11 protein-coding genes are annotated in these 12,905 nt (G+C 54.8%); 3 read left to right on the top strand and 8 right to left on the bottom strand.

Annotated elements, in window-relative coordinates; genetic code table 11:
* Position 1: 1 nt before the first annotated feature.
* The gene (gene gntX, locus ACFX4U_RS19515) at positions 2-685 is read right to left on the bottom strand and encodes a DNA utilization protein GntX (RefSeq protein WP_313510202.1); all 684 of its coding nucleotides are present in this window, start codon (positions 683-685) and stop codon (positions 2-4) included.
* Between the two features lie 38 nt (positions 686-723).
* On the opposite strand from gntX, the gene bioH reads away from it, so the two are divergent.
* On the top strand, positions 724-1,497 hold the full coding sequence (bioH, locus tag ACFX4U_RS19510) for a pimeloyl-ACP methyl ester esterase BioH (protein WP_313510200.1): 774 nt from the start codon (positions 724-726) through the stop codon (positions 1,495-1,497).
* On the opposite strand, the gene feoC is transcribed toward bioH, so the two are convergent.
* From feoC to greB, 5 genes are all read right to left on the bottom strand, one after another.
* Complete coding sequence (gene feoC / locus ACFX4U_RS19505; protein ID WP_017459532.1) at positions 1,494-1,733, bottom strand: [Fe-S]-dependent transcriptional repressor FeoC; 240 nt, start codon at positions 1,731-1,733, stop codon at positions 1,494-1,496. The two genes, bioH and feoC, sit on opposite strands and share 4 nt — an antisense overlap.
* An 11-nt stretch (positions 1,734-1,744) precedes the next feature.
* On the bottom strand, positions 1,745-4,063 hold the full coding sequence (gene feoB / locus ACFX4U_RS19500; protein WP_349350392.1) for a Fe(2+) transporter permease subunit FeoB: 2,319 nt from the start codon (positions 4,061-4,063) through the stop codon (positions 1,745-1,747).
* A gap of 33 nt (positions 4,064-4,096) precedes the next feature.
* On the bottom strand, positions 4,097-4,324 hold the full coding sequence (gene feoA / locus ACFX4U_RS19495; protein ID WP_017459530.1) for a ferrous iron transporter A: 228 nt from the start codon (positions 4,322-4,324) through the stop codon (positions 4,097-4,099).
* Positions 4,325-4,814: 490 nt separating this feature from the next.
* Positions 4,815-7,154, bottom strand: coding sequence for a Tex family protein (locus ACFX4U_RS19490; protein WP_313510195.1), 2,340 nt, complete (start codon positions 7,152-7,154; stop codon positions 4,815-4,817).
* Positions 7,155-7,249: 95 nt separating this feature from the next.
* Positions 7,250-7,723 carry a transcription elongation factor GreB gene (gene greB, locus ACFX4U_RS19485; protein ID WP_017459528.1) on the bottom strand — a complete coding sequence of 158 codons (474 nt, stop codon included), beginning with the start codon at positions 7,721-7,723 and terminating at the stop codon, positions 7,250-7,252.
* A 227-nt stretch (positions 7,724-7,950) separates the two neighbouring features.
* Here greB and ompR point away from each other — a divergent pair, with 227 nt between their 5' ends.
* Both ompR and envZ read left to right on the top strand, forming a co-directional pair.
* A complete protein-coding gene (gene ompR / locus ACFX4U_RS19480) occupies positions 7,951-8,670 on the top strand; it encodes a two-component system response regulator OmpR (RefSeq protein WP_001157751.1) in 720 nt (239 codons plus the stop codon).
* Entirely contained in the window at positions 8,667-10,019 is a 1,353-nt protein-coding gene (gene envZ / locus ACFX4U_RS19475) for a two-component system sensor histidine kinase EnvZ (protein WP_017459527.1), read from the top strand. Before ompR ends, envZ begins: the two co-directional genes overlap by 4 nt.
* 44 nt (positions 10,020-10,063) lie before the next feature.
* Here the strand turns inward: envZ and pckA are convergent, their stop codons facing one another.
* Complete coding sequence (gene pckA / locus ACFX4U_RS19470) at positions 10,064-11,683, bottom strand: phosphoenolpyruvate carboxykinase (ATP) (RefSeq protein WP_313510170.1); 1,620 nt, start codon at positions 11,681-11,683, stop codon at positions 10,064-10,066.
* A 339-nt stretch (positions 11,684-12,022) separates the two neighbouring features.
* Positions 12,023-12,901 carry an Hsp33 family molecular chaperone HslO gene (hslO, locus tag ACFX4U_RS19465; RefSeq protein ID WP_313510168.1) on the bottom strand — a complete coding sequence of 293 codons (879 nt, stop codon included), beginning with the start codon at positions 12,899-12,901 and terminating at the stop codon, positions 12,023-12,025.
* Between the last annotated feature and the right edge of the window lie 4 nt (positions 12,902-12,905).

Below are 12,905 nucleotides of genomic sequence, written 5' to 3'. Positions count from 1 at the left end.
TCTACAAGGTTCGACACAGGCACCAGACCTGAACAGTTGCTGCGCCGCTGCGTAAAAGCAGCCGGGTGATTTCCGCAACGGTGCTGCCGGTCGTGACGACATCATCCACCACGACGATATGGAGACCGGCAACGGGCAATTCAAGACGAAAGGCATTTTTCAGGTTCTGCTTGCGCAAACGAGCACTCAGTTGGTGCTGAACAGGCGTTGCCCGCATCCGGCGCAGCGCGACGAAAGAGTATGGGCATTGCAACCAATGCGCCAGCGCCCGGCACAGGAGATCGCTTTGATTAAACCCTCTGCGCCACTGGCGACGCGCATGCAGCGGTACGCTTAAGATCATATCCGGTGTCTGCCAGTTTCCGCTGCGGCGGGCGTTTAACACGGCTAACAGCAGCAGACGGGCCAGCGTGCGGGCGATTTCCGGGCGAGGCAAAAATTTAAACTGCTGCACCAGCGGGCTAAGTGGTGGCGCGTAACGGCTGACGGCAATCAGCCGCTGCCAGGGCGGCGGTTTTTGCAGACAGCGCCCGCAGGCAATGTCGTCGCGAGCGGCGGGTAAACCGCACAAAGGGCAAATTTTTTCGCGCACTTTCATGGCGCGCGTGCAGCCGGAACAGACTCCCCAGTGGCTCAGCATCAATGGCATTCGACATAGCCAGCATAAGCCCGGCACTGTTAGCATGTGCCACCTCCTTGTGTGAAAGAAGAGAACGATAGCTGATGAAGAACATCTGGTGGCAAACCAAAGGCGAAGGAAATTGTCATCTTGTGCTGCTGCACGGATGGGGGCTGAATGCGCAGGTCTGGGATTGCATTACTCCGGAACTGAGCTCGCAATTTACGCTGCATTTAGTGGATCTGCCGGGCTATGGCAGAAGCGAGGGGTTTGGCGCACTGGCACTGCCGCAGATGGCGGATATCGTGTTATCTCACGCGCCAGAAAAGGCGATTTGGTTGGGCTGGAGCCTGGGCGGGTTAGTAGCGAGCCAGATTGCGTTGCAATCACCTGAACGCGTCAGCGCGTTGGTTACGGTGGCCTCATCGCCCTGTTTTAGCGCACAGGGTGATTGGGTGGGCATCAAGCCTGAGGTGCTGGCCGGTTTTCAGCAGCAACTGAGTGAGGATTTTCAGCGTACCGTTGAGCGTTTCCTGGCATTGCAGACGCTCGGCACCGAAACCGCAAGACAGGATGCGCGCGAGCTTAAAAACGCGGTACTGTCGCTTCCGATGCCGCCAACCGAAGTGCTGAACGGCGGGCTGGAGATTTTAAAAACGGTGGATTTACGCGAAGCACTGAGTGGACTGACGTTGCCGTTTTTGCGTATGTATGGCCGTCTTGACGGGCTGGTGCCGCGTAAAATCGTTCCGTTACTGGATGATATGTGGCCTCAGAGCGAGTCGTTAATTTTCCCGAAAGCGGCACATGCGCCGTTTGTGTCGCACCCGACGCAATTCTGCGAGGCGTTGCTGGCGCTGAAATCCAGGCTCGTTTAACGCAACGCCCACCACTCACGAGAGCAGGCGCTTTTCCCTTCCGGGCACTGCTTGCAGCTACCGGTTAAACAACCGGTAGCCTCTTCCTGAATACGCACGGCTTTACCCATGGCTTCCATGCGACCGAGCATGGCATCGATCATCGCGCGCGGCGTATGCAGCGCGGCGCTCAGTTGCTGAGCCTCCATCCGGCCTTGCAATGCCAACAAATCACGCACTTCAATTAACGACGCCATGTTATTGCTCCTTAGTGACAATCGCCCGCCGGGCTGTCGCAGCAGCTGGTGACAGTTTTACGCGTGGCCAGCAGGGTAACATCCACCCGGCTTCTGGCGCGGCGAAGGGCGCTTATTACCACCACGTTAAACAGCAGAACCGCCAGAATGCAGGTCAGGCTGTAGACCGGATGATCGCTGAAAGTCGCCGTCTGGTAAAAGAGCGTGGCGAGCGAGTAGGCGATATTCAGCCCCCACAGCACCGAGAAGCCCATCCAGCCCCGGCTGGATTCGCGGGCGATAGCGCCCATGGCGGTGATACACGGTACGTAAAGCAGCACAAAAATCAGATAACTGTAAGCGGCGGCCGCGCTGCCAAATTTTTCGCTCATCACGCCCATGGTGCCGGTCGCCATTTCGCCATCACCTTTACTGGCTTCGATTGGGTTAGCCAGCACGCTCAGGCTGAATGTCTCTTTCACGCTTTTCACCGTGTCTTCCAGAGCGGCAATCAGCTCACCCGTCAGGCTGAATTCCGCCGGGTTAAAGGCTTCCTGCTCAATATTTTCTGCGGTGTAAAGCGAGTTCAGCGTACCGACGACCACCTCTTTTGCCATTGCGCCTGTAACAAGACCCACAGTGGCTTGCCAGTGATCGCCATGCACGCCAATCGGCTCCAGCAGCGGGGTAAATACGCGGCTGACAGAGGCTAGTGCGGATTCATCAATTTTGTGTACGGTGCGGCCATCCAGCGAGAAGCTGTTCATCGCGCTGAGGAAAATGCTGACGATGATAATCACTTTACCCGCGCGGATGACAAAGCCTTTCAGACGCTGCCAGGTTTGCAGCAACAGGCTTTTCAGATGCGGAACGTGATAAACCGGCAGCTCCATCACAAACGGTGATGCTTCGCCGCGCAGCAGCGTATGTTTCAGTACCAGGCCGGTAAGGATCGCCATGACGATACCAATCACATACAGCGAGAAGACGGTGAGCGCTCCCTGCTGGCCGAAAAAGGCGGCAGCGAAAACCGCGAAGATGGCCAGACGCGCGCCGCAGGACATAAACGGCGCCATCATAATGGTGATCAAGCGTTCACGCGGTGCGTCTAAAGTACGCGCGCCCATCACTGACGGTACGTTACAGCCGAAACCGACAATCAGCGGTACGAAAGATTTGCCTGGCAGCCCCAGCGATTGCATCAGGCGGTCCATCACAAACGCGGCGCGTGCCATGTAACCGGAATCTTCAAGAAAGGACATAAACAGGTACATCATGCCGAGTTGCGGCACCAGCGGCAGCACGGTGTTGACACCGCCGCCAAGCCCTTGTGCCAGAAACACGGTCAGCCATTCCGGGAAGTGCAGCGTATAACCCAGCCACTGAATACCATGAATAAATATGGCTACTGAGCCCGCGTCGAAAATGGGCTGGAATGCGCCGCCGATGTTAATGGCAAACAGAAACATCAAATACATGACGAACAAAAAGATCGGCAAACCCAAAAAGCGGTTAATGATGATGCGGTCAACTGCGGCGGTGAACTGGCTTGGCTCGGCGGTGAGCGTGTTGCTGACGGTATCGCAAATCGCCGCAATCGACTGATAACGCGCATCGGCAATGTGCAACGCAGGGTCGTCCATTTCCGTTCCCAGACGTGCGAGCGAGGCAGCCAGTTGTTGTTCGCTGACGCCAGAGTTGGCGCGGCTGTAAATATCACCTTCGAGCATTTGCAGGCCCATCCAGCGACGTTGCTGCAACGGCACATCAGCGACCATTTGCTGCGCCAGCGCGTCTGCTTCGCGGGAAAGGGGTTGGGCGTAATGCACCAGTTCAACATTGTCGTTGTGTTGGTGACGATCGACAGCCATTTTCAGCGCTTCAATCCCGCGACCACGCGTGGAAACCAGCGGGATCACCGGGCAGCCCAGGCGTGCGGCCAGGCCGTCGATATCAATGCGGACTTTCTGTTTTTCCGCGATATCCAGCATGTTGAGGGCGATAATGCACGGTACGCCCAGCTCCAGCAATTGCAGCGTCAGGTAGAGGTTGCGCTCAAGATTGGAAGCATCGACAACGTTAATCACCAGATCGGCATCGCCGCTTAAAATGTAGTGGCAGGCGATCTGCTCATCCAGCGAGGTTTGCGCGGAAATAGTAGTGAGCGAATAGGTTCCGGGAAGATCGACCAGCGTCACCTGGTGGTCGGTGGTGTTGAACTGGCCCTCTTTGCGCTCAACGGTTACGCCGGACCAGTTTCCTACCCGCTGACGCGCGCCGGTGAGCTGATTAAATAATGTGGTCTTGCCAGAATTAGGGTTACCAATTAAGCCAATGGTCAATTTTTTCATTTTTACTTAGCACTCTTTGTAACGACTGGCTGATTAACGAGATACCGCTTCCAGTTCGAGGAACGCGAGATCTTTTTTCCGTAACACTAAATTAACGCGGCGGGTTTCAATATGAATAGGGTCACCCAAAGGGGCGACGCGCACCACATTAAAAGAGGAGCCGGGCAACATCCCTAATGACAGGAGTTTTTGTCGCCAGGCCGGGCTTATTTCTTGAGAGAAACCGGTAATTTTCCACGCGCTGTCAGGAGAGAATTGCATAGAGCCTACTTATTTACGCTGCGAGCCAAGAGTTATCACGCGCCGTCTGGCGCACTGTCCATCATCGAAGGAGTGGAGAAATAATCTACTGACCCGATGATAATGAGAATAGTTTTTATCATCAATCATAAAAATGCGTTTGCCGGGGGCAGAATTGATAATTTGATTCTCTCTTGATGTAGCTCAAAAATTTGTAGGGTTGTGAATTCCCGCTGCAAAAGGGAGAAATATTGCCGGCAGGTTAAAAAGATAATTTTTATTTTACAAAGTTAATGCGTGTTTAATATTTGTAATGTGCACCGCGCAAGAAAAATAATGCAGCTGTCGTTAGTGCAATTAAATATAAGCGTGATTAGTTAATAATTTTGAATAGTAAATGACAGGTGAAATAACGAGTTAATTGCTTTTCATTCATCAGGCGGCAGATTTAATCTGGACTTTTTCGAATGTGTTTGCAAAAACCCCCTCCCGGTTAAGGGAGGGGGAAAGATTAACGTTTTTTACCCATTGCCGCAGCGAGCGCATCCATCATTGCACTGTTGCCGCTCGGCTGGCTGTCGCGACCGCGTGGTGCTTTCGCCGGGCGCGCAGCATTACGATTTCCGTTATCGCGGTTGCTGCTGTTGCCGTTGCCACGACGGGTGCTGGTGTCGCCTGGCTGCTCGTCCAGACGCATAGTCAACGCGATTCGTTTGCGCGGTAAATCCACTTCCAGCACTTTAACTTTCACGATATCGCCCGCTTTCACCACGGTATGCGGATCTTCGACGAACTTATCCGCCAGCGATGAGATATGCACCAGGCCATCCTGATGCACGCCGATATCAACGAAAGCGCCAAAGTTAGTCACGTTGGTGACCGCGCCTTCGAGCACCATTCCCGGCAGCAGGTCATTCATCGTTTCCACGCCTTCGGCAAAGGTCGCGGTTTTAAACTCAGGACGCGGGTCGCGCCCCGGTTTCTCCAGCTCTTTGATGATGTCAGTCACCGTCGGTACACCGAACTGTGCATCAGTAAAATCACTGGCTTTCAGTTTGCGCAGCTCCGCGCTGTTGCCCATCAGATCGCGCAGTGACTGCTCGGTTGCCGCCAGAATACGTTCAACCACCGGATAGGTTTCCGGGTGAACGGTAGACGCATCCAGCGGGTTGTCGCCATGGTTAATGCGCAGGAAGCCCGCGCACTGTTCAAAGGCTTTCGGCCCCAGACGGCTCACTTTCAGCAACTGCTGGCGGTTCAGGAACTGACCGTTCTCATCGCGCCAGGCGACAATATTCTGCGCCATCATGCGGGTTAAACCGGCGACGCGCGTCAGTAGCGGCACAGAAGCGGTATTCAGATCAACGCCGACGGCGTTTACGCAATCCTCGACCACCGCATCCAGTTTGCGCGCCAGTTGCGTCTGGCTGACATCGTGCTGGTACTGGCCGACACCGATAGATTTCGGATCGATTTTCACCAGCTCCGCCAGCGGATCCTGCAAACGACGGGCGATGGAGACCGCGCCGCGCAGTGAAACATCCAGATCCGGGAATTCGAGCGCCGCCAGCTCGGAAGCGGAATAAACCGATGCGCCCGCTTCGCTGACAATCACTTTCTGTGCGGTCACTTTCGGGAACTGTTTCTGCACATCAAGGTAGAAGCGTTCCGTCTCGCGCGAGGCGGTGCCGTTACCAATCGCCACCAGTTCAACATTGTATTTTTCGCACAGCGCCGCGACGGCTACTGCCGCTTTTGCTGCCTGGCCGGTATGCGGATAGATGGTGTCGGTGGCAACCAGTTTGCCGGTGGCATCCACCACCGCGACTTTCACACCGGTACGCAGACCCGGATCGAGACCCATCGTGGCGCGCAGCCCGGCAGGGGCAGCCATCAGCAGATCGTGCAGGTTGCGGGCGAAAACATTGATGGCCTCATCTTCCGCGCGTTCGCGCACGGTGCCCATCAGCTCCGTTTCCAGATGCATCAACACTTTGATACGCCACGTCCAGCTCACTACGCCTTTACGCCAGCTGTCCGCTGGCGCATTGTTCAGGCGCAGGCCGAGGTGGTCGATAATAATTTGCTCGCAGTGGCTCTCTTTTGGTGGCTCATCAAACTGCGGATCGGCGTTCAGCGCCAGTTGCAGCACGCCTTCGTTACGCCCGCGAAACATCGCCAGCGCGCGGTGTGAAGGGACAGTCGAAATCGGTTCGTGGTGATCGAAATAGTCGCGGAATTTGGCACCTTCGTCCTCTTTACCGCTAACTACGGTGGAGACGAGATGGGCGTTTTTCCACAGATAGTCACGCACTTTTGCCAGCAACGCGGCATCTTCCGCGAAGCGTTCCATCAGGATATAGCGCGCGCCATCCAGCGCCGCTTTGCTGTCGGCGACGCCTTTATCGGCATCGACAAACGTTGCGGCCAGCGTTTCCGGGTCTTGTGACGGGTCATTCCACAGGGAATCTGCCAGCGGTTCCAGCCCGGCTTCAATGGCAATTTGCCCGCGCGTGCGGCGCTTTGGTTTATACGGCAGGTAGAGATCTTCAAGCTCGGTTTTGCTCAGCGTACCGTTAATAGCTTTTGCCAGCTCATCGCTGAGTTTGCCCTGTTCGCCAATTGATTTCAGAATCGCCTGGCGGCGCTCTTCCAGCTCGCGCAGATAACCAAGGCGGGTTTCGAGCTGACGCAATTGCGTGTCATCCAGACCGCCGGTGACTTCTTTACGATAGCGCGCGATAAACGGCACTGTGTTCCCTTCATCAAGCAGGCGAACGGCGGATTCCACCTGTTCGGTTCGTGCCTGAAGTTCACCCGCAATAATGCGGCAGAGCGAATCATTCATCATGTCATTTCATCTTCTGAACAAAAATCAGGGGATAGTTATACGGACTGGCATTGCAAAATGCCAGTCGCGCAGGGCTTCTCAGACGGTTCTGGGGGCTATTTCACGTATTCAATTTGATTAACGTACCAGGTTGCTTCACCGCCGGGGGTTTGCACTACCGCCACGTCGCCTTCCTCTTTCTTCAGCAGGGCGCGTGCCATGGGCGAATCGATAGAGATGTAATCTTTGCGGCCAAAAATTTCATCATAGCCAACGATGCGAAAACGCAGTGTATCGCCGTCGTCGTTTTCAATTTCCACCCATGCGCCAAAAAAGACTTTGCCTTCCTGCTGAGGGGAGTAATCAACGATTTTGAGATTTTCCAGGCACTTGGTGAGATAGCGCACGCGGCGGTCTATCTCGCGCAGACGCTTTTTGTTGTATTGATAATCGGCGTTTTCGCTGCGGTCGCCGAGGCTGGCCGCCCAGGTGACTTTTTTAGTGACTTCCGGGCGCTCCTGACGCCAGAGAAAATCGAGTTCCTGCTTCAGTTTTTCATAACCTTCGCGGGTAATCAGGGGCGTTTTCATTCTTGGGCCTTATTTCCGTGACATTCTTGCCTGCACACACTTTACAAACGGGATAGTGTAAGGTGCAGATTAATCATGCTTTCTGTGATGACATATGCATATAAGCTGCTGTTAAATATGCTTTGTAACAATTTCGACTAGAATGTATACCAGATTTCGCTGGTCGTGAACGCGCACTTTTCTAGAATACGGAAACATTATTGTCGGAACCTTTGGGAGTATAAACAATGCAAGAGAATTATAAGATTCTGGTCGTGGATGACGACATGCGCCTGCGCGCATTGCTTGAGCGTTACCTTACCGAGCAGGGCTTCCAGGTTCGCAGCGTGGCTAACGCTGAGCAAATGGATCGTCTGTTAACCCGTGAATCTTTCCATCTGATGGTGCTGGATCTGATGCTGCCCGGCGAAGATGGTCTCTCTATCTGCCGCCGTTTACGCAGCCAGAGCAACCCGATGCCGATTATTATGGTGACGGCGAAAGGCGAAGAAGTGGACCGCATTGTGGGTCTGGAAATTGGTGCCGACGATTATATTCCCAAACCGTTTAACCCGCGTGAGCTGCTGGCGCGTATTCGCGCTGTGCTGCGCCGCCAGGCGAATGAACTGCCGGGCGCGCCATCTCAGGAAGAAGCGGTGATTGCGTTTGGTAAGTTCAAGCTGAATCTTGGTACGCGCGAAATGTTCCGCGAAGATGAGCCGATGCCGCTGACCAGCGGTGAGTTCGCGGTGTTGAAAGCGCTGGTGAGCCACCCGCGTGAGCCACTGTCTCGCGATAAGCTGATGAACCTGGCGCGCGGGCGTGAATACTCGGCGATGGAGCGTTCTATTGACGTGCAAATCTCACGCTTGCGCCGCATGGTGGAAGAAGATCCGGCACATCCTCGTTATATTCAGACGGTTTGGGGTCTGGGCTACGTTTTCGTGCCGGACGGCTCTAAAGCATGATGCGAGTGCGTTTCTCGCCGCGAAGTTCATTTGCCCGCACCCTGTTACTTATCGTCACCTTGCTGTTCGCCAGCCTGGTGACGACCTACCTGGTGGTGCTGAACTTCGCCATTCTGCCTAGCCTCCAACAGTTTAATAAGGTTCTTGCGTACGAAGTGCGTATGTTGATGACCGATAAACTGCAACTGGAGGACGGCACGCAGCTGGTGGTGCCTCCGGCGTTTCGCCGTGAGATTTACCGCGAGCTGGGCATTTCGCTTTATTCCAACGAGGCCGCGGAAGACGCCGGCCTGCGTTGGGCGCAGCACTACGAATTCTTAAGCCAGCAAATGGCGCAGCAGCTTGGCGGCCCGACCGAAGTACGGGTTGAGGTGAATAAAAGCTCGCCGGTGGTGTGGCTGAAAACCTGGCTGTCGCCCAATATCTGGGTGCGCGTACCGCTGACCGAAATTCATCAAGGTGATTTCTCCCCGCTGTTCCGCTACACGCTGGCGATTATGCTGCTGGCGATAGGCGGTGCCTGGTTGTTTATCCGCATTCAGAACCGCCCGCTTGTTGACCTGGAGCACGCTGCGCTGAAGGTGGGTAAAGGGCATATTCCGCCGCCGCTGCGTGAATATGGCGCGTCGGAAGTGCGCTCGGTCACCCGAGCTTTTAACCAGATGGCCGCCGGGGTGAAACAGCTTGCCGATGATCGCACGTTATTGATGGCGGGCGTCAGCCACGATCTGCGTACGCCGCTCACGCGTATTCGCCTGGCGACGGAGATGATGGCGGAAGAAGATGGCTATCTCGCTGAATCTATTAATAAAGATATTGAAGAGTGCAACGCGATTATCGAGCAGTTTATTGATTACCTGCGTACCGGGCAGGAAATGCCGATGGAAGTGGCTGAACTGAACGCGGTGCTTGGTGAAGTCATCGCGGCGGAAAGTGGCTACGAGCGTGAGATCGATACCGGGTTGAAAGAGAGCGAGATTTTCGTGCGCATGCACCCGCTTTCCATTAAACGCGCGGTTGCCAATATGGTGGTTAACGCGGCGCGCTACGGCAATGGCTGGATCAAAGTCAGCAGCGGTACCGAGCACAATCGCGCCTGGTTCCAGGTTGAAGACGACGGCCCTGGTATCAAACCGGAGCAGCGTGAACATCTGTTCCAGCCGTTTGTCCGTGGTGACAGCGCGCGCAGCACCAGTGGCACAGGCCTCGGGCTGGCGATCGTGCAGCGTATTGTCGATAACCATAACGGCATTCTTGAATTGGGCACCAGCGAGCGGGGCGGGCTCTGTATTCGCGCCTGGCTGCCGATCCCGATTGCCCGACTGAGTGGGCAGAATAAAGAAGCATAAAAAACCCGCCAGATGGCGGGTTTTGTTTCTCTTGCGTAGCCAAATTACACTTTTGGCCCGGCGCTGACTAACGCGGCGCCGGCAGCGGTATCGGTGTACTTCTCGAAGTTTTCAATAAATAACGTTGCCAGCTGCGCGGCTTTCTCCTGCCATTGCTCCGGGGACGCATAGGTATTGCGCGGGTCGAGAATGCGCGTATCCACGCCGGGCAGCGAGGTCGGGATTGCCAGGTTGAACATCGGCAGGGTAAAGGTTTCCGCATCGTCCAGCGAGCCATTAAGGATCGCGTCGATAATCGCCCGCGTGTCCTTGATAGAGATGCGTTTACCGGTGCCGTTCCAGCCGGTATTGACCAGATACGCCTGCGCGCCGGCGGCCTGCATTCTTTTCACCAGAACTTCCGCATATTGCGTCGGATGCAGCGATAAAAACGCGGCACCAAAACAGGCAGAGAACGTTGGTGTCGGCTCGGTGACGCCGCGTTCGGTTCCGGCGAGTTTAGCGGTAAAACCAGAGAGGAAATGGTACTGCGTCTGGCTGGCGGTCAGGCGTGAAACCGGCGGCAGTACGCCGAAAGCATCCGCTGTCAGGAAGATAACTTTCGTTGCGTGGCCTGCTTTGGAGACCGGTTTAACGATGTTCTGAATATGGTAAATCGGGTACGACACCCGGGTATTTTCCGTTTTCGACGCATCATCATAATCAATGCTGCCATCGGCGCGGACGCTGACATTTTCCAGCAGCGCATCACGACGGATGGCGTGGAAGATATCCGGTTCAGCCTCTTCCGAAAGCCGAATAGTTTTGGCGTAGCAACCGCCTTCGAAGTTGAAAACACCGTCATCATCCCAGCCGTGTTCATCATCGCCAATCAGGCGGCGTTTCGGATCGGTAGAGAGGGTGGTTTTACCGGTGCCGGAAAGGCCGAAGAACACGGCAACATCGCCTTTTTCACCGACGTTTGCTGAACAGTGCATCGAGGCGATGCCCTGTAACGGCAGCAGGTAGTTCATGATTGAGAACATGCCTTTCTTCATCTCGCCGCCGTACCAGGTTCCGCCAATCAACTGGATGCGTTCGGTGAGATTAAAGGCGACAAAGTTTTCCGAGTTGAGACCTTGCTCTTGCCATTGCGGGTTGGTGCACTTCGCGCCATTCATCACGATAAAGTCCGGCGTAAAGCTTGCCAGCTCTTCTTCGGTCGGGCGAATGAACATGTTCTTCACAAAGTGCGCCTGCCAGGCCACTTCGGTGATAAAACGCACCGAGAGACGCGTGTCCGGGTTTGCGCCGCAAAACGCGTCAACAATAAACAGACGCTTGCCGGAAAGCTGCCGGGTGACCAGGCCTTTTAGATGTTGCCAGACGTCAGGCGAGATCGGCTTGTTGTCGTTCTTGCCTTTGCCTTTATCGGACCACCACACGGTATCGCGGGTGGTGTCATCACGCACAATATACTTATCCTTCGGCGAACGGCCGGTAAAAATACCGGTGTCGACGGCGACAGCACCAGAATTCGTCAGCACTCCACGCTCATATCCTTCCAGGTCTGGACGGAGCTCCTCCTGATACAGCGTATCGTAATCGGGGTTGTAGACGACATCCTGAACATCGTTGATACCATAAGCCTTGAGATCCTGCGGGGTTAAGCTCTTAACGCGCATGTCACTGCTCCTTAGCCAATATGTACTGCCTTAAATTGTAGGGTTGTTTTTTACCCGCTTACCGGGACGAGGCTCATAGATTTACCTAACTCGACAAACCCAGACTGACGGAAAACACTGTGATTGTGGTCACGTAACGAGACGGATTATGGCAAAAATAGTCTCATTTATGGGGTAAATGTTCCAAAAATGGCGTAAGACGACATTTTTAACCGCAGCTTTGTGACTGTAATCGCTTTCATGAAAGTAAGTTACGTAACACTTTCATTGGGGATTTTAGCGGAAACGTGATGAGCCATGCAAAACGCCGCCCGCAGGCGGCGTGAGGAAAGAAGAAATTTAGTGGACTTGTGGATCGGCAGGGGAGGCGTTGTTGCGGATCTCGGCAATGTCCATTGCGTTAAACAGATAGTGGCTGCCGCAATAGTCGCAGTGCATGTCGATTTCACCTTCTTCCGCGAGGATGCTGTCCACTTCTTCGTCCGGCAGCGTCTTCAGCGCACCCGCGCAGCGCTCGCGGGAGCATGTGCATTTGAATTCCACATCTTGCGGATCGTACAGCGTGACTTCTTCTTCGTGATACAAGCGCCACAGCACATCTTCCGCCGCCAGCGTCAGCAACTCTTCCGCTTTGATGGTTTCTGTCAGCACGGCGAGATGCTCAAAATCTTCGGCCTGCGTTTCCTGCGCCGGTAATACCTGCAGTAGCATGCCGCCCGCTGCTGGCTGACCATCAACCTCGCCGGTGCGGATAAACAAGCGTGTCGGCAGCTGTTCTGAACGCAGGAAGTAATCTTCCAGGCATGCCGCCAGCGTATCACCTTCAAGACCCACAACGCCCTGGTAACGCTCGCCCTCTTCCGGCGTGATGGTGATAACCAAATAACCGTTACCCACCAGCGTTTTCAGATCCGCATTTTCCGGCACATCGCCCTGAACACGTGCCACACCGCGCATTTGCTGGCGATTATTACCATTAATCACCGCCAGGTTCATCGGGCCATCACCCTGCAACTGCACGGTAATATCACCGGCAAATTTCAGTGTTGCGGTCAGCAGGCTGGTGGCGACCAGCAACTCGCCGAGTACGGTTTTTACCGGCAGCGGATAGTTGTGGTTGTCGAGGATCTGTTTCCAGGTACGGGAAACGGTCACCAGCTCGCCGCGAACAGCATAATTTTCAAAAAGATAGCGGTGTAATTGGTCTTGAATGGCCATGATT

The sequence above is a fragment of the Kosakonia sp. YIM B13588 genome (assembly GCF_042788165.1).
Lineage (GTDB): Bacteria > Pseudomonadota > Gammaproteobacteria > Enterobacterales > Enterobacteriaceae > Kosakonia > Kosakonia sacchari.
The sequence above is the reverse complement of the archived record's forward strand: the minus strand, read 5'-3'. Positions and strand labels throughout refer to the sequence as shown.

Excerpts from the sequence above, each read along its gene's own strand:
- gntX (WP_313510202.1), bottom strand. The coding sequence starts at position 685 with ATGCTAACAGTGCCGGGCTTATGCTGGCTATGTCGAATGCCATTGATG.
- bioH (WP_313510200.1), top strand. The coding sequence starts at position 724 with ATGAAGAACATCTGGTGGCAAACCAAAGGCGAAGGAAATTGTCATCTT.
- feoC (WP_017459532.1), bottom strand. The coding sequence starts at position 1,733 with ATGGCGTCGTTAATTGAAGTGCGTGATTTGTTGGCATTGCAAGGCCGG.
- feoB (WP_349350392.1), bottom strand. The coding sequence starts at position 4,063 with ATGAAAAAATTGACCATTGGCTTAATTGGTAACCCTAATTCTGGCAAG.
- feoA (WP_017459530.1), bottom strand. The coding sequence starts at position 4,324 with ATGCAATTCTCTCCTGACAGCGCGTGGAAAATTACCGGTTTCTCTCAA.
- ACFX4U_RS19490 (WP_313510195.1), bottom strand. The coding sequence starts at position 7,154 with ATGATGAATGATTCGCTCTGCCGCATTATTGCGGGTGAACTTCAGGCA.
- greB (WP_017459528.1), bottom strand. The coding sequence starts at position 7,723 with ATGAAAACGCCCCTGATTACCCGCGAAGGTTATGAAAAACTGAAGCAG.
- ompR (WP_001157751.1), top strand. The coding sequence starts at position 7,951 with ATGCAAGAGAATTATAAGATTCTGGTCGTGGATGACGACATGCGCCTG.
- envZ (WP_017459527.1), top strand. The coding sequence starts at position 8,667 with ATGATGCGAGTGCGTTTCTCGCCGCGAAGTTCATTTGCCCGCACCCTG.
- pckA (WP_313510170.1), bottom strand. The coding sequence starts at position 11,683 with ATGCGCGTTAAGAGCTTAACCCCGCAGGATCTCAAGGCTTATGGTATC.
- hslO (WP_313510168.1), bottom strand. The coding sequence starts at position 12,901 with ATGGCCATTCAAGACCAATTACACCGCTATCTTTTTGAAAATTATGCT.